Source organism: Micromonospora sp. NBC_00858 (genome assembly GCF_045207365.1).
GTDB lineage: Bacteria > Actinomycetota > Actinomycetes > Mycobacteriales > Micromonosporaceae > Micromonospora.
In genome coordinates this window covers 7286888-7312283 of record NZ_CP108828.1, presented here as the reverse complement: position 1 = coordinate 7312283, position 25396 = coordinate 7286888, and the positions used below count along the sequence as shown (strand labels likewise).

Sequence of the window (25396 nt, the reverse complement as noted above, 5' to 3'; positions counted from 1 at the left end):
GTCATTCTCCTTCGTTGTTGGTGCGGTTGCGTTCGATCGCCTCGGCGATCCGCTTGATCCGCCGGAGTCGGGCGTCCCAGGTGGCGCCGACCGTTGACAACTGGGCGACGGCTCGGGCGAGTTGCGCCTCGTCCACCTGGTAGAGGCGCTCGCGGCCGGCCGGCGCCGCGTGAATCAGCCCGACCCGGTCCAGGACGGCCAGGTGCTTCGCGACGGCTTGGCGGGTGACGGGTAGCCGCTTGCTGAGCGACGTGGCTGTGCCTGGTCCGCCGGAAAGAAGAAGGTCGATCATCGTACGCCGGATGGGGTCGCCGATCGCCGACCACAGGTCATCGTCGACGGCCGTGCTCATGAGGTGGCAACCAGCCGCGCAACGTACGTGCCCAGCCTCCGGATGTAGTGGTCCCACCCGGTCTCGTGGTCGCGGTACTGCTCCTCCAGGACAGCGATCTCCCAGCCCATCTCCCGGAACCCGGTCTCGGTCATCCGGACCACGGTCCCGGCACCGCTCGGCACCAGATCGAAGGTGACGAGCAGTGACTGCCCGCTCCGATCCGCGTCCGTGAAGCACCACCGGAAGGAGAATCGCTTCGGGGGGTCGACCTCGACGACAGCGAGTGCGACGGTCGTCGTCTCGCCCGTCTCACCGTTACGCCACACGAGCTCACCGGGTGCGCCCGCGACCGGCTCGAACCGTGCGTCGTCAGGCCACCATTCCCGCATGTGCTCGGGCTGACTGACGACCTCGAAGACCACCTCAGGTGAAGCGTCGACATGGATGTCGCGCTCGATGGATCCCTGTTCCATGCTCACAACCTTTCGCAACCTTTGGTTGCATCAACGTACGACAGCCGACTCTCGTTGCGCAACCTTTAGTTGCATGTCGCGTTCCCGTCGTACCCGGGACGCACAATGCGGCGCATGTCTGAAAACTCTCCGCACCGGCACCACGCCATCGACTACGTGGAGCTGACGGTCACCGACCTCGCCCAGGCCAAGCGCTTCTACGCCGATGCGTTCGGCTGGCAGTTCAACGACTACGGGCCGGAGTACGCCGGCATCCGCAGCCCGCTCGGCGACCCCGCACCCGAGGTGGGTGGCCTGCGCGTCGACCAGGAAGTCCGGGCAGGCGGCCCGCTCGTGCTGCTCTACTCGGCCGACCTCGACCGGTCCGTGCAGGCGGTGAAGGACGCCGGCGGCCAGGTGGTGAACGGGCCGTACGAGTTCCCCGGTGGCCGCCGATTCCACTTCACCGACCCCAGCGGCAACGAGCTGGGCGCCTGGGCCGAGCTGTAGCCGCGAGACTCGGCACGTGGGCAGTCGCAGTACCAGCCCAGTTCGTCGGACGGGATCCGGTCGCCGCCGCACGTTGGCAGAAGCGGAAGGATCGGGTCGGCGCAGCCGAGGCACTTCGACGGACGCGCGTGAGGGGCCGGCCCCGAGCTGGCAGCCGACCCCTCGTACGTCATGGCCGATCAGAAATCCTGACCGTCAACACCGGCCCGTGGGAGCTGATCTTCCAGGACGCCTGGACGTCCAAGGCGACGCTCGATCGATACAACGCCCCCGTCGGGTAGCTCCCGCCTTCAGCCGTTGCTTGGCCCGACCGATCGGATCCGATTTATCTCTCGGCTGACCCACGGGCACCGCCACGGTGGCGTGGAGGTCCTACCGGGCGATGAGGTCGAACTGACGCGGCCCTAACCTCACTGCTGGTCGAGCAGGAACGGCACGTCCGGGCAGGTCAGGCAGGCGAAGACGCGCAGCGCGCCGTGCCGGCCGACGACCACCCCGGTCGGCTCGTACGAATCGTCGTCCGGCTCGCCGTCCGCCCGCGTCGGCTGCCACCGCTCGGTGCCCCGCTCGGAGGAGTCGATGACCAGGGTCAACGTCGTGGGACCGGCACAGCGGGGGCACGGCGTGGGGCCCAGGTCCGTGAGGCTCCAGTTGGCGTACCCGCCGACCTTCCACCCGGGCGCCATGAAGGTGTCGACGTACTCCTCGTCCTCGTCCTCGTCCTCGTCCTCGTCGACCAGCCGCCGCAGGTCCTCCGGCAGTTCCTCCGGGTACGGGTACTCGACGACCTGCTCCGGGTGCAGCCGGCACGGCCGCGGCACGTACCCGTCGGTGCCGACCTCGCCGCGCGGCGGCTCCGCGAGGAGGTCGGTCAGCTCCGCCTCCCGCCGCCAGCGCAGCTTCACCGTCGGCCCCCACGGGCCCTCGGAGTGCTCGAACGGGCACCACAGCACCTGCAACAGGTCCGCCCCACCGGGGCGGGGCAGGTCGGGTACGTCCTCGGCGCGCAGTTGCGCCAGCGCGACCATCGGGTTGGGCGCGGGGTGTTCTCGCGGCACGTACCGGTAGCCGACGACCGGGCCGCCGTCGCGCGAGCCCCAGCCGACGAAACCCGGGCCGACCAGGGCGGCCAACTCCTGGTGCAGATCGAGCTCGCCCTCGGCAAGGACGTGTGACTGCCTGCGCCCGCGCTCCGCCGTCCGCATCCGGGTCGCCAGCTCTGCCGGGATCGGCACCTCCTCGTGGACCATGTGCGGCACGTCGCAGGTGGGCCAGGGCTCGTCGGCCGGCCAGCGCAGCGGCCCGCCGATGTGGCTGTCGGTGGCCGTGACCGCCCCGGGACGCGGGTGCAGCCGGGTCGTCGTGCGGCCGAGCTTCTCCAGGCCGGGATAGCGGGCGAGCGCCTCGGGTGGCAGGGGCGGCGTGATCATGGCGAGATCGTAGGCGGCCGGCGGGCGGCCCGACCCGCAGGACCAGGTGGTGGTCCCGCTACCGTCCGAACCATGACGGTCGCCCGCTCGATCCTGTTGTTCCTGCTCGCCGCGCTGTTCGAGATCGGCGGAGCCTGGCTCGTGTGGCAGGGCTGGCGCGAGAACCGGGGCCTGCTGTGGGTGGCGGCCGGGGTCATCGCCCTCGGGTTCTACGGCTTCGTCGCCACCTTCCAACCCGACCCGAACTTCGGCCGCATCCTGGCCGCGTACGGCGGTGTCTTCGTCGCCGGTTCCCTGGCCTGGGCCATGATCGTCGACAAGTTCCGCCCCGACCGCTACGACGTCGTCGGCGCGGCCATCTGCCTGGTCGGGGTCGCCATCATCATGTACGCCCCGCGCAGCGGCTGAACCCGCCCCTTGGCCGATCCCGGCCTGGTCGGAACCGCGCCGGGACGCCAACCAGCCCTCGCCCGCCCGGCCCGCCGCGCCACCGTCACGCGGTTGCCTGCGCGATCGCGCGGCCGGCCTGGCGGCCGGAGAAGATGCAGCCGCCGAGGAAGGTGCCCTCCAGGGAGCGGTAGCCGTGCACGCCGCCCCCGCCGAATCCGCTCGCCTCACCGGCGGCGTACAGGCCGGGGATCGGGGTCGCATCGGAGTTGAGCACCCGTCCCGACAGGTCGGTCTGCAGGCCGCCGAGGGTCTTGCGGGTGATCACGTGCAGCCGGACCGCGATGAGTGGGCCGGCCTTCGGGTCGAGGATCTTGTGCGGGGTGGCCGTACGGACCAGCTTGTCGCCGCGGTACCGGCGGGCGTTGTGGATGGCGGAGATCTGGCCGTCCTTGGTGAACGCGTTGTCCAGTTCCCGGTCGCGGGCGACGACCTCACGTCGGATGTCCTCGACGTCGAGCAGGGGCGTGCCGGTCAGCGCGTTCATACCGGCGACGAGTTCATCGAGGGTGTGGGCGACGACGAAGTCCTCGCCGTGCTGCTTGAACGCCTCGACGGGTGCGGGTGCGCCGGGGCGGATGCGGCCGAGGGTCTGCCGGACCGACTTGTTGGTGAGGTCAGGGTTCTGTTCGGAGCCGGAGAGCGCGAACTCCTTCTCGATGATCTTCTGGGTGAGTACGAACCAGCTGTGGTCGTGCCCGGTGGTCCGCAGGTGCGCCAGCGTGCCAAGGGTGTCGAAGCCGGGGTAGAGCGGTCCGGGCAGCCGCTTGCCGGTGGCGTCGAACCACAGCGAGGAGGGCCCGGGCAGGATTCGGATGCCGTGGCCGGCCCAGATGGGGTTCCAGTTCTGCACGCCCTCGACGTAGTGCCACATCCGGTCGGGGTTGATGACGGTGCCGCCGGCGTCCTGGGTGATCCGCAGCATCCGCCCGTCCACATGGGCGGGGACACCGGTGATCATGCGCTCGGGTGCGGTACCGAGCCGCGCCGGCCAGTTCCTCCGGACCAGGTCGTGGTCGGCACCGATACCGCCGGAGGCCACCAGGACGGCCTGGGCGGTCAGCTCGAAGTCACCGACCACTGTGCGGCTGCTGGCCACCCCGCGAGCGGAGTCGCTCGGCTCCAGGACAGCACCCCGTACGCCGGTCACGACACCGTCGGTCACGACAAGCTCGTCGACCCGGTGCCGGAACGCGAGGGTGACCAGTCCCTTCGCGGCGGCGTCACGGACCCGGCGGGCGAACGGCGCGACGACCGCGGGTCCGGTGCCCCAGGTGACGTGGAAACGCGGGACCGAGTTGCCGTGCCCGATGGCCCCGTACCCGCCGCGCTCGGCCCAGCCGACCACCGGGAAGAACCGTACGCCCCGGGCGTGCAGCCAGGACCGTTTCTCCCCGGCCGCGAAGTCCACGTACGCCTCGGCCCACCTGCGCGGCCACTCGTCCTCGGGCCGGTCGAACCCGGCCGTGCCGAGCCAGTCCTGCAGGGCGAGCTCGTGCGAGTCCCGGATCCCCATCCGGCGCTGCTCCGGCGAGTCGACCAGGAACAGGCCGCCGAAGGACCAGAACGCCTGCCCACCCAGATTCGTCTCGGGCTCCTGGTCGAGCAGGATCACCCGGCGGCCCGCCTCCGCGAGTTCGGCGGCGGCGACCAGACCGGCCAACCCGGCCCCGACAACGATGACGTCTGCGTCCATGACAGGCACTCTCCCCACCGGCGTATCCGCTGACGATCAAACCGCAGCGGTTGAGGGTCCACCTTGTCACTGCGTGATAAAACAGCGGCGTCCGGCACTCCTTGCTCGACATCGCCCGGAGCCTGGACCAGGTCGGCGACCGCGACCGTACGCCGACCGGCCGACCACCCGTCAGAAGGTAGCCACCCCATGCGCATGAAGCTCGGCCGGCCCGACCTGGCCGCGTACGCCGACCGGTTCGACGTCCCACCCGCTGCGGAGGGCTTCAGCGTCACCTTTCTCGGCGTCGCCAGCCTGCTCTTCGACGACGGCGACACGGCGGTGCTGACCGACGGGTTCTTCTCCCGGCCGTCCCTGCTCAGGGTCGCCCTCGGCAGGCTCACACCCGACGACGCACGCATCAACTCGGCGCTCGCCCGGCTGGGACTGGGCCACGGGGGCCGCCGGCTGGCCGCCGTGATCCCCGTACACACCCACTTCGATCACGTCATGGACTCCGCGACCGTCGCCCTGCGTACCGGCGCGGTGCTCGCCGGCGGCCACTCCGCGGCCAACGTCGGCCGAGGGGCCGGCCTCACCGACGACCGCATCCACGTCGTCACGCCCCACGAGCCGATGTCCCTGGGAGCCTTCACCCTCACGTTCGTCGAGTCCGAACACTGCCCACCGGACCGCTTCCCCGGCACCATCACCGAACCCGTGGTGCCCCCGGCCAGGGCGTCCGCCTACCGGTGCGGTGAAGCCTGGTCGGTGCTCGTCGCGCACGAGAGCGGCCGGACCGCCCTGATCCAGGGCAGCGCCGGCCACCGACCGGGAGCGCTCGACGGGCGTCGCGGCGACGTCGTCTACCTGGGCATCGGCCAGCTCGGCGTGCAGGACGAGGACTACATTCGCGCGTACTGGGCGCAGACCGTACGGGCCGTCGGAGCCCGTCGCGTGGTCCTCGTCCACTGGGACGACTTCTTCCGCCCGCTCGACCGGCCGCTGCGCGCCCTGCCGTACGCGGGCGACGACCTCGACGTCACCATGGGGGTCCTCACCCGACTGGCTCACGACGAGCGGGTCGCTCTGCACCTGCCGACCCTGTGGCGTCGGGAGGATCCCTGGGCGGGGCTGCGGTGACCCGTCCTGCAAGACGTTGAAGCGGAACTTAGATCGGCTGTCCCGCCACCAGCGGGAACGCGGCCTGACGCCTTTCTGGGATTCGTGCCACGGGAACGATCACCCGCTCAGGGTCAGCCGGCGCTCGTCCGAGCACCCGCACGTCAGCCTGCTCAGCGGCTGTTGCGTCGGCCAGGATAGAGAAGAGGAGTTCGCCGTCGGTCCTGCTATCGCGCCGGTTGATCGTTGTGTTGATCGTCAACGTCGAGGCCTCTTCGTTCCTCAAATGCCCGGGGCCGCTTGACGCAGGGCCACGGCCTGGCTGACCGCAAACGCTGCGACCTCGACGGCCACGGCGGCGAGCAGCACCGTAAACGCGCCATCCCACGGCCGGACCGCCGCGAACACCGCGATCAGCGTGGCCGCGACGACGTTGGCGATGAGTACCCCCACCAGCCACGGTCGGAGCCGGGGACGCCCGGCGACGCGGTGCAGCGCGAACGCCCAACCGCCGATACCGACCGCGACCGCGATGGTCAACGCGGGCGGCACGGCCAACCGCTCCGACACCGAATCCACGAACAGGGCCAGCGACACCGCCGCCACCGCGCAGTAGATCGCGTCGAGCTGCAACGAAAGCCATCCTGGGTGCCGTGTACGCATGACAGCGACAGTAACCGCGATTCCGCCACTCTGGACCACCATGTCGAGCAGGAACACAGGCAGCACCGCCGCGATGCCCGCCCGCAATTACGCCATGGTGATCGTGCAAGCCGGCCTCGGGCTTCGCCTCGGCGAGCTGCTCGCACTGCGCGTCCAGGATGTCGACCACCTCGCCCGGACAGTTCGGATCGAATGGCAGTTCGCGCCACAGTCCAAGGTCCGCACCGAGCCGAAGACACGCCGCTCACTTCGCCGGCCCGTACCGGCACGACTACTACGGCTCGCTGATCTTCTCGGCGGCTGTCGAGCGGGCCGGGCTACCGAAGGGCACCACGAGTCGAGCAACGAATCAACCGCATGACCTGCGGAAACAGGGCAGATTCAGACGTTGAAGCGGAACTCCACCACGTCGCCGTCCTGCATGACGTACTCCTTGCCCTCGATGCGGACCTTGCCCGCCGCCTTGGCCGCCGCCATCGAACCAAACTCGACCAGGTCGTGGTACGAGACCACCTCGGCCTTGATGAAGCCGCGCTGGAAGTCGGAGTGGATGACGCCCGCGGCCTCCGGCGCGGTGGCGCCGACCGGGACGGTCCAGGCGCGCGCCTCCTTCGGCCCGGCGGTCAGGTACGTCTGGAGCCCGAGGGTGCGGAAGCCGACCCGGACGAGCTGGTTGAGGCCGGGCTCGTTCTGCCCGATCGACTCCAGCAGCTCGCGGGCCTCCTCCTCGGGCAGGTCCACCAGCTCGGATTCGATCTTGGCGTCCATGAAGACGGCCTCGGCGGGGGCGACCAGGGCGCGCAGCTCGTCGAGGAACGTCTCGTTGGCCAGCTCGGCCTCGTCGACGTTGAAGACGTACAGGAAGGGCTTGGTGGTGAGCAGGTGCAGCTCGCGCAGGTGCTCCAGCTCGATCTTGGCGGCGGCGGCCCCGGAGTACAGGGTGGTGCCACCGTCGAGCACCTCGATGGCCTGCTTCGCGGCGGCGACGGCGGCGGCCCGGTCCTTGCGGAGCTTGGCCTCCTTCTCCAACCGGGGCAGCGCCTTGTCCAGGGTCTGCAGGTCGGCGAGGATCAGCTCGGTGTTGATCGTCTCGATGTCGTCGGCCGGGGAGATCTTGCCGTCGACGTGCACCACGTTCGGGTCGGAGAAGGCCCGCACCACCTGGCAGATCGCCGAGGCGTCCCGGATGTTGGCCAGGAAGGCGTTGCCCCGGCCCTGCCCCTTCGACGCGCCACGGACCAGGCCAGCGATGTCGACGAACGACACCGGGGCCGGCAGCACCTTCTGCGAGGAGAAGATCTCGGCCAGCTTGCCCAGCCGCTCGTCAGGCAGCCCGACCACGCCGACGTTGGGCTCGATGGTGGCGAACGGGTAGTTCGCCGCCAGCACGTCGTTCTTGGTCAACGCGTTGAAAAGCGTGCTCTTGCCGACGTTGGGCAGGCCGACGATGCCGATGGAGAGACTCACGACGGGCCAGCTTACGCCGATGGCATCCAGACCGGTCCACGCGGCTCGGTTTCCGGCCGCGCCGCCCCCGTCGGAGGCGGCGCCGACCGGCCGTCAGCCGAGCAGGCGCGGGGCGATGATCGCCTCGCGGACGCTGCCGTCCGCGCCGCGGCTGACCTCGTACGCCGAAACGCCCTCGCGGTCGGCGACCGCCTCGACCAGCCGGGTCCCCCGGTAGACCAGCCCGACCCCGTCGTCAGTGCAGTGGCTGGTGGGCAGCGTCCCGTCGCCGACCAGCTCGTGCATCAACGGTCGCCGCTGGCCTTCGCTGTCGTAGTGCACGCCGTTGCCGTACGGCAGCCAGCCCAGACCTTCGGTGAAGCCGCGCAGTCGGGGGCCGTAGCTGTCCGTGGCGCCGCCCACGTGCCAGCAGATCGAGCCGGCGGAGACGCCGCCCAGCACCACGCCGGCCTGCCAGCACTCGTGCAGGATCTCGCCGAGCCCGTGCACCCGCCAGACCGCGACCAGGTTGGCCACGCTGCCGCCGCCGACCCAGATCACGTCCTGGGCGAGCAGGTGGGCGCGGATGTCCTCGACGTTCGGCATCGGGAACAAGGCGAGGTGCGACAGCCGGAACCGAGTGTCGGCGAACGCGCCGTAGATAGAGGCCAGCGAGGTGGGCTGGTCCCCGACGGCCTGACCGAGGTAGCAGATGCGCGGCTGCGGGCCAGCCTCGGCCAGCTCGGCCGCCAGCTCGAAGACCGGGCCGGGACGCAAATCCAAGGGACCCCGGTCGCCCCGGAAGAAACCCATGCTGGTGGCGAGGATGGTCGGTTCGCTGGCGGGCATGTGGGTCCTTCCGTCGGTGCAGGGCCGCGTTCATCCTGCCGCAGCCGACCGCCGGCCGATCACCCACCCGCGCGAGGCCCGGCTCAGGGCCAGGCCAGCGCGACGATGACCGACTCAGCCAGCGCGCCGCTGGCGGGGCACCAGGGAAAGCGGCCCGGCGGACTGGCCCTCGTCGGGCTCGGCGGTGGGCTGGCCCTCGGCCGGCTCACCGGCTGACGCCGCCCCGGTCGGCCGGTCCTGGATCACCACCTCGCCCTCGGGCCAGTGACCCGGGGGCAGCTCGCCGAACGGCCGCTGCCCCTGGGGCAGTTGCGCGGCGGCGGCGCGGGGCAGGGTGAACCGCTCGGCGGCGGCCGGGCCGGCCGCGACCGACTCGCGCAGCATCCAGCGCACCTCGTCGGCCGTCCAGCCCAGCGCTGGCCGGGCGGCGATCTCCCGGACCAGCCGCCGGCCGGCCCGGGTGTCGTCGTCGTAGAAGCGCATGCACCAGTGGTGCGTCCACATGCCGAGCGCCCGCAGGCCCGCATCGTCCAGGGAGCGGGCCAGCCGGCCGCAGGCGGTGTCGGCGAAGGCCGGCTCTGCGTCGGCCGCCCGGTCCCGCTCGATCGCGCCGACCGCGGCCGGCGCCACGGCCCGCATCCGGCGGTAGAAGGACTGCACCACCGCACGGGGCAGCGGCGGGAACGTGTCCCGTGTCGATGCCGCCGCCCGACCCGCCACGCTCGCCATCGCCGCACCCCTTCTTGAGTTGGTGGCCGGACGTTACCCGCCGCGACCGACACTTTCGGGCGGAAAATTCGCCCTCGAACGTGGATAGCGATGATGACCTGGGGCGTCTGTATCGGTGACAAGAAAAAGGGGTGGTGGGTGGACGAGGACGAGCGAGCCCGGTTGGCCGAGTTCGTCGCCAACCGGACTCCGGCGCTGATGCGGGTCGCGTACCTGCTGACCGGGAACCGCAGCGCCGCCGAGGACCTGTTCCAGTCGGCGTTGGCGCGGACCATCCCCAAGTGGGGAAGCATCCGGCACGCCGACCCGGAGGGGTATCTGCGTGTGGTGATGTACCGCGAGCAGGTCAGTTGGTGGCGGCGATTGCGCCGGTGGCGGGAGACGCCGCTCAACCCGGCGGACGAACCGGTCGGCGCCGACCCGAGCGGCGGGTCGGACGTGCGGTTGGCGATGCGCGCCGCGCTGCGCCACCTGCCACCGGCGCAGCGCGCGGTGGTGGTCCTTCGCTACTACGAGGACCTGCCCGAGGCCCGGGTGGCCGAGCTGCTGGGCTGCTCGGTGGGCACGGTCCGCAGCCGTACCCACCGGGCGGTCAGCCGGCTGCGCGAACTCCTGCCGGAGGTCGAATTGCTGGAGGTACGGCGATGACCGACCGCTTCGAGATCCTCATCCGCTCCACCCTCACCGACCTGGCCGAGGAGGCACCGATCGTGCATGACCAGTTGAGCCGAGCGGAACGGCGGGTGCGCAACCGGCGCCGGGCCACGGTGACGATGGGCGCGGTGGGCACGCTCGCGGCCATCCTGATCGCCACCCCGATCGCCCTCGCGGCGACCGGCTCCGACCAACCCCGTCCGGCCGCGCCCAGCCCCTCGGGCCCGCCCGGCGCACCCAGCCCGTCCGGGCCGATCGTCGTACCCAGCCCGTCCGCGCCGCCCGGCGCACCCAGCCCGACCGGGCCGATCGTCGTACCCAGCCCGTCCGGCCCGCCCGGCGTGCCGGGTAAGCCGAGCCCGGCACGGCCGTCGGCCACGCCGACCCCGCTCGGCCCGCCCGGCGTGCCGGGTAAGCCAGGCCCGGCACGGCCGTCGGCCACGCCGACCCCGCTCGGCCCGCCCGGGGTGCCCAGCCCGGCGAGTTGATCAGATCCGGTCGGACCGGGCGGTTCTCCCGCCCGGTCCGACCGGCCGGCCCGTCCTTGGTAAGCCCGTCACTCCAGCTCCTTGAGCTGCCGCGCGAGAAGCCGGTCGGAGATCCCGGTCACCATCGCCCGGCACTCCCCGCACCGGCATGCGCTGCGCATCCCGTCGAACAGGGTGCCGTTTGCCAAGGTCGGTACGGCCGCCCACTCTTGGGGCATGACCGATCACGGACACCCGACGGCGCGTGAGCTGCGAAGGCAGCGATGAGTCCCGCCCTGGCCCGGGTGCCCGGTCCGCTCACCGGCCAGCTCGTCACCCCCGGCGATCGCCGGTATGCGCAGCTGCGCTCGACGTACACCACGCCGGCCTCGCCGGCCGGCGTCCTGCTGCCGAAGAACGTCGCGCAGGTGGTCGCCGCGATCCGCTACGCGCGGGAGCAGCGGCTGCCGATCGCCGTCCGCAGCGGCGGGCACGGTCTCGCCGGCACCTCCTCCAATAACGGTGGCCTGGTCATCGACCTGTCCATGCTCAACCGGGTGCAGGTGCTCGACGAGCGGTCCGGGCTGGTCCGGGTCGAGGCCGGCGCCCGCTGGGCGAATGTCGCGACGGCGCTGGCCCGGTACGGCCTGGTGATCAGCTCAGGTGACCACGGCAACGTCGGCGTGGGCGGCCTGACCACCGGGGGTGGCGTCGGCTGGCTGGTCCGCTCGTACGGCCTCACCATCGACCGCGTCCGCGCGGTGGAGGTGGTGCTCGCGGACGGGACGCTGGTGCGCGCGGACGCGGAGCACGAGCCGGAGCTGTTCTGGCTTGTCCGGGGTGCCGGCGCGGGAGCGGGGATCGTGGTGGCGTTCGAGATCGAGGCCACCGAGCAGCGCAACGTCGGGGTGGCGCAACTGGTCGTCGAGGCGCACCCCGACGGCCGCACCGTTCGGGAGTGGGCGGGCTACCTGGCGCAGGCCCCACGGGAGTTGTCGGCAGCCGCCGTGCTGTTCGCGGAGGGACGGTCGGCCCTCATGTCGATCACCGCCGTGGTCGCCGCCGAGAGCCTGCGCCGGGCCCGACCCGTGGTGGAGCCGCTGCTGGCCATCGGGAAGCTGCTCGAACACCGGACCGACCTGCTGCCCTACCCGTCCCTGGTGCCGACCGCACACCTGAACCCGAACGTCGGGCAGCAGCGGGGCACGACCACCAACGGCCTGTTCACCGAGCTGGACGACGCCGGCTCTCGGGCCCTGATGCGGGCGGTGACCGGTCCCGGCCGGGCGGTCATCCAGCTCCGCTCGGTGGGCGGGGCGGTCAACGACGTCGCCCCCGACGCGACCGCCTACCCGCACCGGCACCAGAACACCCTGGTCATCGCCTCGGTCTTCCCGCCGCAGGGCGGCGCGGCGTTGGACGCTGCCTGGCGGGGCGTCGCCGGTCGGGCCGACGGCGCGTACGTCAACTTCGAGAGCCGGCCGGACCCGGCCGCGTTCGCCCGGATCTACCCGAGTGAGACCGGGGCCCGGGTGCGGCGGCTCTGGCGACGGTACGACCCGGACGGCGTGTTCCGGTCGGCCCTGCTGACCGCCCGACCCGCCCGTTCCGGCCAGCCCGCGCGGTCCAGCCAGCCGGCACGGTCCGGTCAGCCCGCACGCTCTGGCCAACCCCACCGGCGCCGCCGCTGACGGGCACCCGGCGGCGGTTGCCGCGGACGGCCGTCAAGCCGCCGACTGCCGGGCCGCACGCCCAGGTCCGATTCCCGCCAGCCGCGAGCCCGGCGAGCGGGGCATCATCGGTGGCGTGGAGATGGATTTCGAGCGGTGCTACCGAGCCGTGGACAGCCGTGACCAGCGGTTCGACGGCTGGTTCTACACGGGCGTGACGTCCACCGGGATCTACTGCCGGCCGTCCTGCCCGGCGACCACGCCCAAGCGACAGAACGTCCGGTTCTTCCCGTCCGCAGCCGCGGCACAGGGCGCCGGGCTGCGCGCCTGCCGCCGCTGCCGGCCGGACGCCGCACCCGGCTCGCCGCAGTGGGACGTCCGCGCCGACGTGGTCGGGCGGGCGATGCGGCTGATCTCCGACGGGGTGGTCGACCGCGACGGCGTCCCCGGGCTGGCCGCCCGACTCGGCTACACCGAGCGGCACCTGCACCGGATGCTGCGCGCCGAGATGGGTGCCGGGCCGCTCGCGCTGGCCCGGGCCCAGCGGGCGCAGACCGCCCGGATCCTGATCGAGACGACCGGCCTGGGGATGGCCGAGATCGCGTTCGCCGCCGGCTTCGGCAGCGTGCGGCAGTTCAACGACACGGTCCGCGAGGTGTACGGGATCGCCCCGTCCGAGCTGCGCACGGCCCGTGGCCGGCACCAGGCACCTCCCGGGGCGGGGACCATCACGCTCCGGCTGGCGTACCGCCCCCCGCTGCACGCCCAGGCGCTGCTGGACTTCCTGGCGGTGCGGGCGCTGCCCGGCGTGGACGAGGTCCGCGACGGGACGTACCACCGGGGGTTGCGGTTGCCGCACGGCACCGGCCAGGTGGCGCTGACCCCGGCGGACGGGCACGTCGCGGCGACGCTGCGGCTGGCCGACCTGCGCGACCTGGCGCCGGCGGTGGCCCGCTGCCGCCGGCTGCTCGACCTGGACGCGGACCCGGCCGCCATCGACGCCACGCTCGCCGCCGACCCGGCGCTCGCCCCGGCGGTCGCCGCCGAACCGGGCATCCGGGTTCCCCGGGCGGTGGACGGCTTCGAGCTGGCGGTCCGCGCCATCATCGGCCAGCAGGTCTCAGTCACCTCAGCCCGCACCACTCTCATCCGCCTACTGGCCGCCCCCGGCTCCACCGAGGACCACGTCGATCATGAGGTTGACGGGCCGAACGGAGATCCAGTCGCCGGTCAACCTCATGATCAACACGCCGGGAACCAGCCTGGGCTGCTCCGGGGGTTTCCCAGCGCGGAGGACGTGCTCGGGAAGCCGGACACCGCGTTCGGGATGCCGGTCGGACGGCGGGAGACGATCCGCGGGCTGGCGCGGGCGGTCATCGACGGGCACCTGGACCTGGCACCGGGCGGCGACCGTGAGGAGACGGTCCGGCTGCTGTTGGCGCTGCCCGGCATCGGCCCGTGGACCGCCGGCTACCTTGCCATGCGCGCCTTCGGCGACCCGGACGTCCTGCTACCCACCGACCTGGCGGTCCGACGCGGCGCGGCCGCGCTCGGCCTGCCCGACGACCCGAAGACCCTCAACACGTACGCCGACCGCTGGCGCCCCTGGCGGTCCTACGCCACGATCAGACTCTGGAGAGCGGCATGAGCATCGACAGCACCGTCCTGAGCACCCCGACCGGCCCGCTGAGCATCCTCGCCGACACCGACGGCGAGGTCCTGGCGGCCGGCTTCACCCCGGACCCGGCGGCGCTGCTGCCCCTGGTCCACCCGACCCTACGGGCGCCGCTTCGGCAACGGGCCGACCTCGGCCCCGTCAGCGCGGCCGTCCGGTCCTACCTGGACGGTGACCTCACCGCCATCGACACGGTGCCGGTGCGGCAGCGCACCGGCGGCGAGTTCATGGCGCACGCCTGGGAGGTGCTGCGCGAGGTCCCACCGGGGACCCCGGTCACCTACACCAGGTACGCGGCGCTGGCTGGCCGACCGCCAGCGGTACGGGCCGCCGCGGCCGCCTGCGCCCGTAACGCGGCGGCGCTGTTCGTGCCCTGCCACCGGGTGCTGCGTACCGACGGCACGCTCGGCGGCTACCGCTGGGGGCTGGACGTGAAGAAGTGGCTTCTCGGTCATGAGCGGCGGTTGACAAAAAGCTGACACAAGCATCGACGCCTATTGACGCTACCGTCGGGTAGTGCCTGCGGACAGCGTCGGCAGCCCGGCCGCCCGGGTCGCCGCGGGCCCTCACCCCGTGCACAACCTCTGGCGGTTGCGCCGCTACCTGCGCCCGTACGCCACCGAGTTCGCCTGGCTGATGATCGCGGGGCTCGCCGGCACGGCGGCCGGGATCGCCGTACCGCTGGTGGTGCAGCGGGTGGTGGACGGGCCGGTGGCCCAGCGCGAGCCCGCCGGCCTGCTCCAGCTCGGTGGCCTCGCGCTGCTGCTCGGCGTGGTCGAGGCGGTGCTGATCTTCATCCGTCGGTGGGTGCAGTCCTCCTCGGCCGTCGGCATGGAGGCGGCGCTGCGCGCCGACGTCTACGCCCACCTCCAGCGGCTGCCGACCAGCTTCCACGACCGCTGGCAGTCCGGTCAGCTGCTCTCCCGGATCACCAGCGACCTGTCGGTGATCCGCCGGTTCCTCTCCTTCGGCGTGTTCTTCCTGGTGCTCAACCTGACCACCTACCTCGTGGTGGTGCTGCTGCTGATCCGCCTGCACGTGGCGCTCGGGATGCTGGTGGCGGCCAGCACCGTGCCGCTACTGCTTATCACCCGGCGCTTCGCGCGGCACTACCACAGCGCGTCCCGACGGATGCAGGACCAGCAGGGCGACGTGGCCACCCTGGTCGAGGAGACCGCGCAGGGCCTGCGCACCATGAAGGCGTACGGCCGGGGGCCCGAGCTGGTCGCCCGCTTCGCCGGTGGGGCCCGGAGGCTGCACGACACCGGCGTACGCAAGGGCCGGTTGCTGGCCAACACCGCGGCGCTGCTCGACCTGGTGCCCAACCTGACCCTGGGCGTGGTGCTGGTCGCCGGGGCGGCCGCCGCCGCGAGGGGTGTGCTCACCATCGGCGAGGTGGTCGCGTTCGTCAGCCTCCAGTTGATGCTCATCTGGCCGGTGCAGACCCTCGGCTGGATCATCGCCAACGCTCAGGAGGCGGCCACCGCCGCCGACCGGATCCTGGAGGTGCTGGACACCCCACCGCAGATCGTCGACGCGCCGGGCGCGGTCGCGCTGCCCCGCGACGCGGTCCACGGCCGGCTCCGCTTCGAGCGGGTCGCGTTCCAGTACCCGGGCACCAGCGAGCGGGTGCTACGCGAGATAGACCTGACCATCGAGCCGGGCGAGACCGTGGCGCTGGTCGGGGCCACCGGCTGTGGCAAGAGCACACTGCTCTCCCTGGTGCCCCGACTGCACGAGGTGACTGACGGTCGGATCACCCTGGACGGGCACGACCTGCGGGAGCTGCGGCTGGACTCGCTGCGCCGACTGGTCGGGGTGGCGTTCGAGGAGCCCACGCTCTTCTCCATGTCGGTCCGGGAGAACCTGACCCTGGGGCACCCGGACGCCGGTGACGACGAGGTCCGCGCGGCCCTCGCGCTCGCCCAGGCCGATTTCGCGTACGACCTGCCGTGGGGTCTGGCCACCCGGGTCGGCGAGCAGGGGTTGTCACTCTCCGGCGGGCAGCGGCAACGGCTGGCGCTGGCCCGGGCGGTGCTCGGCCGGCCGGCGTTGCTGGTGCTGGACGACCCGCTGTCCGCCCTCGACGTACACACCGAGGCGCTGATCGAGGCAGCGCTGCGGCGGGTGCTCCGGGACAGCACCGCGCTGCTGGTGGTGCACCGACCGTCGACCATCGCGCTGGCCGACCGGGTCGCCCTGCTCGACGGCGGGCGGATCGCCGCGATCGGCCGGCACTCCGAGCTGTTGGCCACCGTGCCGGCCTACCGGGCGCTGCTCGCCGCCGAGCCGCCAGCCGGGCGGCCACCACCTGCCGGGCCGGACACGTCCGCGTCGTCCACCTCGGACGGATGGGGACTGGTGCGCTCATGACCGTGCGGGAGGCGGCCGACCCACCGCCCGGGGAAGAACCGGAGTTCGCCCGCTGGCGCGGGACGGCCACCGACCCGGAGGCCGACCGGAGCCGGGCCGAGGAGACCAGCCCCGAGGCGGTGGCCCGGCTGCGCCGGCTCAGCCGGGCGCTGCTGGCCGACCTGCTCCGGCCGCACCGGAGTCGGCTCGCCGGCGCGGTCGGCCTGCTGCTGGCCCAGAACGGCGCGGCGATGGCCGGCCCGTACCTGGTCATGATCGGCATCGACCGGACCATCGCGCCGTTGCGGGCCGGTGACGCCGGCCCGGTGGCCGCCGTCGCCGGGGCGTTCGCCGTCGCTGCGGCGACCGAGTACGCGGCCCGCCGAGGTTTCCTCGCGCTTTCCGCCCGGATCGGCCAGGCCGTCCTGCTGGACCTGCGGCAGCGGGTGTTCGGGCACTTCCTGCGACTGTCGGTGGGCTTCCACGAGCGGTACACCTCCGGCCGGATGGTCTCCCGGCTCACCAGTGACCTGGACTCGATCGCCGAGCTGGTCGACGGCGGGATCGACAGTCTGGTGCTGGCCGCGCTGTCGATCCTGTCGGTGGCCGCCATCCTGCTCTGGCTGGACCTGCCGCTGGCCTCCGTGACGCTGTTCGCGTTCCCGTTCCTGTTCTGGCTCTCCCGCTGGTTCGCCCGGGCGTCGGCCAGCGCGTACCGACGGACCCGGGAAGCGGTCGCGCTGGTCATCGTGCACTTCGTGGAGTCCATGCGGGGCATCCGGGCGGTGCAGGCGTTCCGTCGGGAGCCACGCAACCAGCGGATCTTCATGGCGCTCGGCGACGACTACCGGCAGGCCAGCCTGCACGCGTTCCGCCTGATCGCCACGTACTCCCCGGCGATCAAGCTGATCGGCAACGTCACGGTGGCGGTGGTGCTCTGCTACGGCGGCTGGCGGGTGCTCGGCGGGCATACCGAGGTCGGAGTGCTCGCCGCGTTCCTGCTCTACCTGCGCCGCTTCTTCGAGCCGATGCAGGAGCTGAGCCAGTTCTACAACTCGCTCCAGTCGGCCACCGCAGCGCTGGAGAAGCTGGCCGGCGTGCTGGACGAGCGACCGGCGGTCGCCGAGCCGGCCCGGCCGGTGCCGCTGCCGACCGGCGCCGGTCGAGGGGAACTGACCTTCCGGGCGGTCTCCTTCGGCTATCGCGCCGACACCCCGATCCTCGCCGGGCTGGAGCTGACCGTGCCCGCCGGGCAGACCGTCGCGTTGATCGGGCCGACCGGCGCGGGAAAGTCGACCATCGCCAAGCTGGTCGCCCGGTTTCACGACCCGGACAGCGGTGCGGTCCGGATGGACGGCATCGACCTGCGTGCGGTGAGCGACGCCGACCTGCGCCGCGCGGTGGTGCTGGTGACCCAGGAGAACCACCTGTTCAGCGGCACCGTGGCGGAGAACATCCGGTTCGGTCGGCCCGGCGCCGACGACGCCGCGGTGCAGGCCGCCGCCCGGGCGATCGGCGCGCACGAGTTCATCACCGCTCTACCAGAGGGGTACGCCACGCAGGTGCACCGGCGCGGCGGCCGGCTCTCCGCCGGGCAGCGGCAGCTCGTCGCGTTCGCCCGGGCGTTCCTGGCCGACCCGACCGTGCTGATCCTGGACGAGGCGACCTCCTCGCTGGACGTGCCGACCGAGCGGCTGGTGCAGCGGGCGCTCGGCACCATCCTGCGGGACCGGACCGCCCTGGTGATCGCGCACCGGCTCTCCACCGTGGAGACCGCCGACCGGGTGCTCGTCCTCGACGGCGGGCGGATCGTCGAGGACGGCCCGCCCGCCGTGCTGGCCGAGGCCGACGGCCGGTACGCAGCCCTGCACCGTCAGTGGCGCGACTCGATGATCTAGGCGCGCACCGACCCGCCGTCGACGGTGCCGCACCGACCCGGCCGGCCTGTCGGCGCAGGCAGCCGTCGTGTCCCGGCCGCAACTACGTGGCCCGGCACCCGCGCGGTGCCTACGATCGCAGGATGACCGATACGGCGAGGACGGCCCGCGCCGGTCTGCCCGAGCGTCCGAGTTTGGACGGGCTCGAGGAGACCTGGGCGCGCCGCTGGCAGGAGGAGGGCACGTACGCGTTCGACCGCTCCAGGTCGACTGTTCCGGGTCGCGACGCGGCGTCAGACGCGCCGAGCCGGAGTGGTCGCAGGGTGGACGTGTACTCGATCGACACCCCGCCGCCGACCGTATCGGGCGAGCTGCACATGGGACACGTCTTCTCGTACACGCACACCGACACCACGGCGCGGTACCAGCGGATGCGCGGCAAGGCCGTCTTCTACCCGATGGGCTGGGACGACAACGGCCTGCCCACCGAGCGCCGGGTGCAGAACGTGTACGGGGTGCGCTGCGACCCGGCGCTGCCGTACGACCCGGTGTGGCGGCCACCGGCGACGCCGGTCGACGAGGCGGCGCGCCGTGACCCCACCCCGATCTCGCGACGCAACTTCATCGAGCTGTGCGAGCGGCTGACGGTCGCCGACGAGCAGGTCTTCGAGGCGCTCTGGCGACGGCTCGGGCTCTCGGTGGACTGGTCCCTGACGTACACCACGATCGGCCGGGTCGCCCGGGCGACCAGCCAGCGGGCGTTCGTGCGCAACCTGCTCCGCGGCGAGGCGTACCAGTCGGAGGCGCCGACCCTGTGGGACGTGGGCTTCGCCACCGCGGTCGCCCAGGCCGAGTTGGAGGACCGGGAGCGCCCCGGCGCCTACCACCGGCTGCGGTTCACCGGGCCGACCGGGCGCGCGGTGCTCATCGACACCACCCGGCCCGAGCTGCTGCCGGCCTGTGTGGCACTGGTCTGCCACCCCGACGACGAGCGGTACGCCGACCTGGTGGGCGGCACGGTGCGCAGCCCGCTGTTCGACGTCGAGGTGCCGGTGCACGCCCACCCGCTCGCCGACCCGGCCAAGGGCACCGGCATCGCGATGGTCTGCACGTTCGGCGACCTGACCGACGTGACCTGGTGGCGTGAGCTGCGGCTGGCCACCCGGGTCGTGATCGGCCGGGACGGCCGGCTGCTTCCCGAGCCGCCGGCCGGGGTGCCGGCGCAGCCGTACGCGGCACTGGCCGGGCAGACCGTCAACAGCGCCCGCCGGACGATCGTCGGGATGCTGGCCGACGCGGGTGACCTGATCGGCGAGCCGCGCCCGATCACCCACCCGGTCAAGTTCTACGAACGCGGCGACCGGCCGCTGGAGATCGTCTCGACCCGGCAGTGGTACCTGCGCAACGGCGGCCGGGATGCCGAGCTGCGGGCGACGTTGCTGGCCCGGGGCGAGCAGCTGCACTGGGTGCCCGCGCACATGAAGCACCGCTACGACAACTGGGTGGCCGGCCTGACCGGTGACTGGCTGGTCAGTCGGCAGCGTTTCTTCGGGGTGCCGGTGCCGGTGTGGTACCGGCTCGACAACGCTGGCGAGCCGGACTGGTCCCACCCTCTCACGCCGGACGAGTCCGCGCTGCCGGTCGATCCATCCAGCGATCCGGCGCCCGGCTACGACGAGTCGCAGCGCGGCCAGCCGGGCGGCTTCGTCGGCGACCCGGACGTGCTGGACACCTGGGCCACCTCGTCGCTGACCCCGCAGATCGTCGGCGGTTGGGAGACCGACCCGGACCTGTTCGCCCAGGTCTTCCCGATGGACCTCCGCCCACAGGGGCAGGAGATCATCCGGACCTGGCTCTTCGACAGCGTGGTCCGTTCGCACTTCGAGCACGGCGTGCTGCCCTGGCGGGACACCGTGCTCTCCGGCTGGATCCTCGACCCGGACCGCAAGAAGATGGCCAAGTCCAAGGGGAACGTGGTCACCCCACTGGCGCTGCTGGAGCAGCACGGCTCGGACGCGGTGCGCTACTGGGCGGCCAGTGGCAAGCCCGGCATGGACCTGGCCTTCGACCCGGCGCAGATCAAGGTCGGTCGGCGGCTGGCCACCAAGCTGCTCAACGCGTCGAAGTTCGCGCTCGGGCTGGGCGCGGCGGACGCGCTGCGCACCCCGGCGACCGCCCCGCTGGACCGGGCCATGCTCGCCGAACTGGCCACCGTCGTCACCGCGGCGGGCGCCGCCTTCGACTCGTACGACCACACGGCGGCGTTGCAGGTCACCGAGGCGTTCTTCTGGCGGTTCTGCGACGACTACATCGAGCTGGTCAAGGAGCGCGCGTACGGCACCGGAGCGGGGGCCGACTCGGCGCGGGCGGCGCTGGCCTCGGCACTGTCGGTGCAGTTGCGGCTGTTCGCCCCGGTGCTGCCGTACGTCACCGAGGAGGTCTGGTCCTGGTGGCGGTACGGCTCGGTGCACCGGGCGCCGTGGCCCACCACGCACGAGGTGGCCCGGACGACGGAGGGGACGGGCGACCCGGCGCTGCTACGGCTGGCCGGCGACGCGCTGAGCCAGGTGCGGCGGGCGAAGTCGGAGCGGAAGCTGTCGATGAAGGCAGAGGTGCCGCTGGCGGAGGCGCTCGGGCCGGCGGCGCTGCTGGAACAGCTCACCCTGGTCGCCGACGACCTGCGCGCGGCCGGCCGGATCGGCAAGCTGGACCTGCTCCCCGACCGCACCCCGGAACTCGTCATCGCCTGCGCCTTCTGACCGGCGCGGAAGCGGTCACCAGCCGCGCAGGAAACGCAGGCCGACCAGGATCGCGACCACCGCCGGCCCGACCAGCAGGGTGATCGCCTGGAGCCGGTACTGCATCCGGTGCCGGGTCAACTCGACCGCGTTGCCCAGCACGATCGCCCCGGCCAGCATCATGAACCCGCCCCACCAGCCGGTCCTCAGGTCGATCAGATCCACCCGGATCAGTTGCAGGGTCAGCCCGACCAGCGCGCCGGTGAGCGCGAGCAGGGCCACCGCCCGGTGCAGGCCGCGGGCCAGCGGGTGGGCTGCCCGCCACAGGTAGGTGCCGGCGACCGCCAGGCAGGGCAGCACCACCAGCGCCGGCCAGCCCCGGCCCATCACGCCGAACATCAGCAGCGCGCCCACCGCGAACACCAGCGTGCCGACGCAGGCGATGACGTACCCGGCGAAGGCCCGGCCGCCGCCCCGGGCCAGCAGCGGCCCGCCGCTGGCGGCGATCAGCGCGCCCGGGATCAGGATGAACCCGGCCCACCAGTGGAACCGTCCGCTGCCCTGGGCGGCCGTCGCGACCGTGGCGCAGACCAGCCCGGCGACCGCCAGGCTGGTCAGCCACGGCCGGCTGCTTCGGGAGTACGGCTCAGCCAACGACGTCCGCTCCGCTTCGACGTTCACGCCCACCAGCCTGGCCCGAGGCACCCCTGCCGGTACATCCGGCCAGCCCTACCGACCGGGGGTGGCTGGCCGGAACAGCGACTCGCACCGGCCTCAGCTCGTCTCGCCGGCCACGCTGAACGAGCGCAGGCGGTCGATGGCCAGCACGGTGAAGCCGACGCTGACCAACGCGGTCATCACCGCCGCCACCGGCACCGACACGCTGGTCTCCAGCAGCCCGGTGGGGGCGATCCGGTCGGCGAGGGCGATCACGTACTGCTGGATGGAGAGCACCTTGGTGCCGCTGACGAAGTTGCCCAGCAGCCCCTCCCAGATGAGCACGTAGACCAGGCCGAGCAGCACCGGCCGCCGGGTCACCAGGCTGAGCGCGAGGAACAGCGCCGTGTACGCCAGCGCGCCGAGCGTCGCCGCGGCGGCCAGCGCCAGACCGAGGCGTACCGAAGCGGCCAGCACGCCCGCGATGTAGAGCGGCACCGCGACGGTGGCCGCGGTGACCCCGGCGGCCACCGCGAGCTTGGGCAGCACGATCTGCCAGCGCGGCAACGGCTTGGTCAGGATGTGCACCACCGTGCCGTCGTCGATCTCGGCGCCCAGCACGCCGGTGCCGATGATCAGCGCCACCACCGGCAGCACCACGGCCAGCCCGAGGCCGACCAGCACCGGCGGCCCCCACTCGCCCGGGTCCACCCCCAGCGAGCGGCAGAGCACGGCCAGCCCGAGCAGCACCAACGGCAGCGGGAGCAGCAGCAGGAACCGGCGCCGGCCGAACAGGCCGCGCGCGGTGATCCAGGTAACGGTCGACATGTTCTCAGGCCTCCACCAGGTAGGAGAAGACGCTCTCCAGGGACTCGTCGGACGGCACCAGCTGGCGCACCCGGATGCCCCGGTTCAGCGCGATCCGGGGCAGCGCCCGGGTGAAGGCGCCGTAGTCGCCGGCGCGCACGGTCAGGCCGGTGCGGTCCAGCTCGACCCCGCTCACCGACGGTTCGGCGATCAGCGCCACGGCCAGCGCCCGGTCGTCGGTGGAGCGCACCGCGAAGACGTGCGGCCGGTTGGTCATCAACCGGCGGATGGTCCGGAAGTCGCCGGAGGCCGCCAGGCGGCCGGCCACCATCACCTGGACCGTCCCGGAGACCTGCTCGACCTCCTCCAGGATGTGCGAGCTGAACAGGATGGTCCGGCCGGCGTCGCCCAGGGTGTGAAGCAGCTGCATCATGTGCAGCCGCTGGCGCGGGTCCATCCCGTTGAACGGCTCGTCGAGCAGCAGCACCTGCGGGTCGTGCACCAGCGCGGCGGCCACCCGGGCCCGTTGCCGCATGCCCTTCGAGTAGGTGCCGATCCGCCGGTCCTGCGCCGACTCCAGCTCCACCAGGTCGATGGCCCGTCGGGCCGCCGCCGTCGGGTCGGCCAGCCGGTGCAGCTTCGCGCTGGCCAGCACGAACTCGTACGCGCTGAGGTAGCCCTGCACCGCCTCCCGCTCGCTGACCAGCCCCAGCCGCCGGTAGACGTCGGGGTTGCGCCAGGTCGGCTCGTCGTCGAGCGTCACCGTGCCCCGCGACGGGGAGAGGAACCCGGCCATCATGTGCAACAGCGTGGTCTTGCCAGCGCCGTTCGGGCCGAGCAGCCCGGTCACTCCCGGCCCGAGGGTCATGCTGATGTCGTTGACGGCGACCACATTGCCGTACCACCGGGACACCCCGGCCAGGCTCAGCGTGCTCATCAGGAGGCGACCTTCCGGTAGCGGGCCAGCAGGAGGGCGGTCGCGCCAGCGACCAGCAGCACCGCGGCCAAGGCGTAGACCGGGCCGAACCTGCCGATCGACGGGCCGCCCTGATCGCCCTCCACCAGCAGGTCGCCCAGTGACCAGATGCCGACGCCCTGCACCAGGGTGGAGGGCGAGGCCAGCCCGGCCAGCTCGTTGGCCGTCCGCGACGGCAGGATGCTCAGCGTGCCCACGATCGGGGTGGTCATCAGGAAGACCGCGACCACGCCGCCGGCGGCGAAGGCGCGCTTGCCGGTCAGCGACGCGACCAGCAGCCCGACCGACGCGAAGACCACCGCCCACAGCCCGGCGTAGAGCAGCCCGGGCAGCAGGTCGAGCAGCTCGTTCCAGACCCCTCGCATGCCCTCCTTGGTGGTGAACGCGGCACCCAGGAACATCACCAGCTGCGGCCCACCGAGCAGCAGCCAGAGCGCGGTGACCAGCGCCAGCAGCTTGGCCAGCGCGTAGTCGCCGCGCGGCAGCGGCCGGGAGAAGTAGAGCGGGAGCACGCCGCTGCGCAGGTCCCGGGAGACCAGCTCCGGTGCGGCCACCGCCACGAAGAACAGGACCAGCCAGCTCATCGAGTCGGCGAACTGGGCGTACGTGGCGACCGGCTCGCCGATCTGGCTGCGTACCGCGGCCAGCGCCACCGCGACCAGGGTGACGATGCCGACCACCAGCCAGGGGAAGATCTTGGCCTTGGCGCTACGCCCGAACCCGAACGCGGTGCGCAGCCCGTGCAGGTAGAGCGCGCCGAAGACGTGCCGGCGGCCCAGCCGTGAGCCGCGGTAGCGCTGGTAGCCAATGTCGTGGATGACGCCGCCCGGCGCGGAGCGCACGGCGGCGGAAGACGGCTCAGGCATGGGTGAGCTCCCTCGTGGCGAAGAGTTCGGCCACCCGGTGCCGGCGCTGGTCCAGTCGATGCAGCGGCAGGTCCAGCTCGGCGACCGCGCCGAGGATCAGGTCGTAGGTGCTGTCGTCGGCCAGCGGTACGAGCAGCAGCCGGCCGTCGCGCGCCACCGGCAGTTTGAGCTCGGCAAGCCGGGCGGCCAACTCCTCGGTGCCCTCGCTGACCTCCACGGCGAGCACGTCGGTGGCCGAGGTCATCGCGGAGATGTGGTCGGCGCGCAGCAGCCGACCGCCGTCGATCGCGATCAGCGTGTCGCAGATCCGCTCCACCTCGCCCAGCAGGTGCGAGCAGACCAGCACGGAGATGCCGAACTCGGTGCCGATCCGGTGCACCAGCGCCAGCATGGCGTCCCGGCCGGCCGGGTCGAGGCCGTTGGTCGGCTCGTCGAGCAGCAGCAGGTCGGGGTCGTGCACCAGCGCCTGGGCCAGCTTGACCCGCTGCTTCATGCCGGTGGAGTAGCCGCCGACCGGGCGGTAACGCTCCTCGTAGAGCCCGACGTGCCGCAACGCCTCCGACGCCCGCTCCCGGGCCGCGGTGCGCGGAAGGCCGCTCATCCGGCCGAGGTGGGTGACCAGCTCAGCGGCGGACAGGTCCGGCGGGAGGCAGTCGTGCTCGGGCATGTAGCCGACCCGGGCCCGGACCTCCGCCGGGTCGGTGGTCGGGTCGATGCCGAGCACCGACACCTGACCGGTGGTGGGAGCAATCAGGCCGAGCAGGATCTTGATCAGGGTGGATTTGCCGGCGCCGTTCGCGCCCACCAGGCCGATGATCCCGGGCTCGACGGCGACGGTGAGGTCAGCGAGCGCGGTGACCCGACCTCCGTACGTCTTGGTGAGCGACTGGGTCGCGATCAGTGTCACGCTGCCCAGCGTAGGGAGTCGGTGCCCACAGCGGGCACCGGCTCGCCCCGGGCGCTCCCCTGATCCTGGCAACAGTTGACCCCTAAGGTCCGC

At 72.5% G+C, this 25396-nt stretch carries 25 protein-coding genes and 1 pseudogene; 12 read left to right on the top strand and 14 right to left on the bottom strand.

Translation table 11 applies throughout. The annotated features are described in order from the left end of the window. Position 1 precedes the first annotated feature (1 nt). Positions 2-352: an ArsR/SmtB family transcription factor gene (locus tag OG990_RS34115; RefSeq protein WP_406078339.1), complete on the bottom strand. Its 351-nt coding sequence runs from the start codon at positions 350-352 to the stop codon at positions 2-4. Continuing rightward, the gene (locus OG990_RS34110) at positions 349-807 is read right to left on the bottom strand and encodes an SRPBCC domain-containing protein (RefSeq protein WP_406078338.1); all 459 of its coding nucleotides are present in this window, start codon (positions 805-807) and stop codon (positions 349-351) included. The genes OG990_RS34115 and OG990_RS34110 overlap by 4 nt, the downstream gene beginning before the upstream one ends. Before the next feature lie 114 nt (positions 808-921). Between OG990_RS34110 and OG990_RS34105 the strand changes: the two genes are divergently transcribed. After that, on the top strand, positions 922-1296 hold the full coding sequence (locus OG990_RS34105; RefSeq protein ID WP_328420194.1) for a VOC family protein: 375 nt from the start codon (positions 922-924) through the stop codon (positions 1294-1296). A 410-nt stretch (positions 1297-1706) separates the two neighbouring features. Here the strand turns inward: OG990_RS34105 and OG990_RS34100 are convergent, their stop codons facing one another. Beyond that, positions 1707-2726, bottom strand: a complete 1020-nt coding sequence (locus OG990_RS34100; protein ID WP_406078337.1) for a hypothetical protein — start codon at positions 2724-2726, stop codon at positions 1707-1709. Positions 2727-2798: 72 nt separating this feature from the next. Here OG990_RS34100 and OG990_RS34095 point away from each other — a divergent pair, with 72 nt between their 5' ends. Further along, positions 2799-3134, top strand: a complete 336-nt coding sequence (locus OG990_RS34095; protein ID WP_328420198.1) for a YnfA family protein — start codon at positions 2799-2801, stop codon at positions 3132-3134. Between the two features lie 85 nt (positions 3135-3219). Here the strand turns inward: OG990_RS34095 and OG990_RS34090 are convergent, their stop codons facing one another. Continuing rightward, positions 3220-4869, bottom strand: a complete 1650-nt coding sequence (locus OG990_RS34090; protein WP_328420200.1) for an FAD-binding dehydrogenase — start codon at positions 4867-4869, stop codon at positions 3220-3222. Between the two features lie 189 nt (positions 4870-5058). Here OG990_RS34090 and OG990_RS34085 point away from each other — a divergent pair, with 189 nt between their 5' ends. Beyond that, positions 5059-5991: an MBL fold metallo-hydrolase gene (locus tag OG990_RS34085; protein WP_406078336.1), complete on the top strand. Its 933-nt coding sequence runs from the start codon at positions 5059-5061 to the stop codon at positions 5989-5991. 261 nt (positions 5992-6252) lie between these two features. Here OG990_RS34085 and OG990_RS34080 read toward each other — a convergent pair whose 3' ends face one another. After that, positions 6253-6720, bottom strand: a complete 468-nt coding sequence (locus OG990_RS34080) for a hypothetical protein (RefSeq protein WP_406078335.1) — start codon at positions 6718-6720, stop codon at positions 6253-6255. Here OG990_RS34080 and OG990_RS34075 point away from each other — a divergent pair. Continuing rightward, on the top strand, positions 6707-6994 hold the full coding sequence (locus OG990_RS34075) for a hypothetical protein (RefSeq protein ID WP_355608003.1): 288 nt from the start codon (positions 6707-6709) through the stop codon (positions 6992-6994). The genes OG990_RS34080 and OG990_RS34075 overlap by 14 nt on opposite strands. Before the next feature lie 20 nt (positions 6995-7014). Here OG990_RS34075 and ychF read toward each other — a convergent pair whose 3' ends face one another. The 3 genes and pseudogenes from ychF to OG990_RS34060 all read right to left on the bottom strand — a co-directional run. After that, positions 7015-8100 (bottom strand): redox-regulated ATPase YchF, encoded by a 1086-nt coding sequence (gene ychF, locus OG990_RS34070; RefSeq protein ID WP_406078334.1) that lies wholly within the window; start codon positions 8098-8100, stop codon positions 7015-7017. Between the two features lie 93 nt (positions 8101-8193). Then, entirely contained in the window at positions 8194-8928 is a 735-nt protein-coding gene (locus tag OG990_RS34065; protein WP_328420209.1) for a peptidase E, read from the bottom strand. A gap of 297 nt (positions 8929-9225) precedes the next feature. Continuing rightward, positions 9226-9657, bottom strand: a pseudogene (locus OG990_RS34060) (hypothetical protein); the annotation flags it as partial. A 138-nt stretch (positions 9658-9795) separates the two neighbouring features. On the opposite strand from OG990_RS34060, the gene OG990_RS34055 reads away from it, so the two are divergent. Then, positions 9796-10305: a SigE family RNA polymerase sigma factor gene (locus OG990_RS34055; protein ID WP_406078333.1), complete on the top strand. Its 510-nt coding sequence runs from the start codon at positions 9796-9798 to the stop codon at positions 10303-10305. Further along, on the top strand, positions 10302-10799 hold the full coding sequence (locus OG990_RS34050) for a hypothetical protein (protein ID WP_386987553.1): 498 nt from the start codon (positions 10302-10304) through the stop codon (positions 10797-10799). The genes OG990_RS34055 and OG990_RS34050 overlap by 4 nt, the downstream gene beginning before the upstream one ends. 68 nt (positions 10800-10867) lie before the next feature. Here OG990_RS34050 and OG990_RS34045 read toward each other — a convergent pair whose 3' ends face one another. After that, entirely contained in the window at positions 10868-11017 is a 150-nt protein-coding gene (locus OG990_RS34045) for a hypothetical protein (protein WP_406078332.1), read from the bottom strand. A gap of 45 nt (positions 11018-11062) precedes the next feature. On the opposite strand from OG990_RS34045, the gene OG990_RS34040 reads away from it, so the two are divergent. The 6 genes from OG990_RS34040 to valS all read left to right on the top strand — a co-directional run bounded on the left by OG990_RS34040 (position 11063) and on the right by valS (position 21111). After that, positions 11063-12469 (top strand): FAD-binding oxidoreductase, encoded by a 1407-nt coding sequence (locus OG990_RS34040; RefSeq protein WP_406078331.1) that lies wholly within the window; start codon positions 11063-11065, stop codon positions 12467-12469. Between the two features lie 115 nt (positions 12470-12584). Continuing rightward, on the top strand, positions 12585-14096 hold the full coding sequence (locus OG990_RS34035; protein WP_406078330.1) for a DNA-3-methyladenine glycosylase 2 family protein: 1512 nt from the start codon (positions 12585-12587) through the stop codon (positions 14094-14096). After that, positions 14093-14602, top strand: coding sequence for a methylated-DNA--[protein]-cysteine S-methyltransferase (locus OG990_RS34030; RefSeq protein ID WP_406078328.1), 510 nt, complete (start codon positions 14093-14095; stop codon positions 14600-14602). Before OG990_RS34035 ends, OG990_RS34030 begins: the two co-directional genes overlap by 4 nt. 37 nt (positions 14603-14639) lie before the next feature. Further along, on the top strand, positions 14640-16496 hold the full coding sequence (locus OG990_RS34025; RefSeq protein ID WP_406078327.1) for an ABC transporter ATP-binding protein: 1857 nt from the start codon (positions 14640-14642) through the stop codon (positions 16494-16496). After that, the gene (locus OG990_RS34020; protein ID WP_406078326.1) at positions 16493-18373 is read left to right on the top strand and encodes an ABC transporter ATP-binding protein; all 1881 of its coding nucleotides are present in this window, start codon (positions 16493-16495) and stop codon (positions 18371-18373) included. Before OG990_RS34025 ends, OG990_RS34020 begins: the two co-directional genes overlap by 4 nt. A 122-nt stretch (positions 18374-18495) precedes the next feature. Then, entirely contained in the window at positions 18496-21111 is a 2616-nt protein-coding gene (valS, locus tag OG990_RS34015) for a valine--tRNA ligase (protein WP_406078325.1), read from the top strand. A gap of 15 nt (positions 21112-21126) precedes the next feature. Here valS and OG990_RS34010 read toward each other — a convergent pair whose 3' ends face one another. The 5 genes from OG990_RS34010 to OG990_RS33990 form a co-directional block, all read right to left on the bottom strand. After that, positions 21127-21771, bottom strand: a complete 645-nt coding sequence (locus OG990_RS34010) for a hypothetical protein (protein WP_406078324.1) — start codon at positions 21769-21771, stop codon at positions 21127-21129. 93 nt (positions 21772-21864) lie between these two features. Then, the gene (locus tag OG990_RS34005; protein WP_328420228.1) at positions 21865-22575 is read right to left on the bottom strand and encodes an ABC transporter permease subunit; all 711 of its coding nucleotides are present in this window, start codon (positions 22573-22575) and stop codon (positions 21865-21867) included. Between the two features lie 4 nt (positions 22576-22579). After that, the gene (locus OG990_RS34000) at positions 22580-23491 is read right to left on the bottom strand and encodes an ABC transporter ATP-binding protein (RefSeq protein ID WP_406078322.1); all 912 of its coding nucleotides are present in this window, start codon (positions 23489-23491) and stop codon (positions 22580-22582) included. Then, positions 23491-24396: an ABC transporter permease subunit gene (locus tag OG990_RS33995; RefSeq protein WP_328420232.1), complete on the bottom strand. Its 906-nt coding sequence runs from the start codon at positions 24394-24396 to the stop codon at positions 23491-23493. Before OG990_RS33995 ends, OG990_RS34000 begins: the two co-directional genes overlap by 1 nt. Further along, positions 24389-25303: an ABC transporter ATP-binding protein gene (locus OG990_RS33990; RefSeq protein WP_328420234.1), complete on the bottom strand. Its 915-nt coding sequence runs from the start codon at positions 25301-25303 to the stop codon at positions 24389-24391. Before OG990_RS33990 ends, OG990_RS33995 begins: the two co-directional genes overlap by 8 nt. Between the last annotated feature and the right edge of the window lie 93 nt (positions 25304-25396).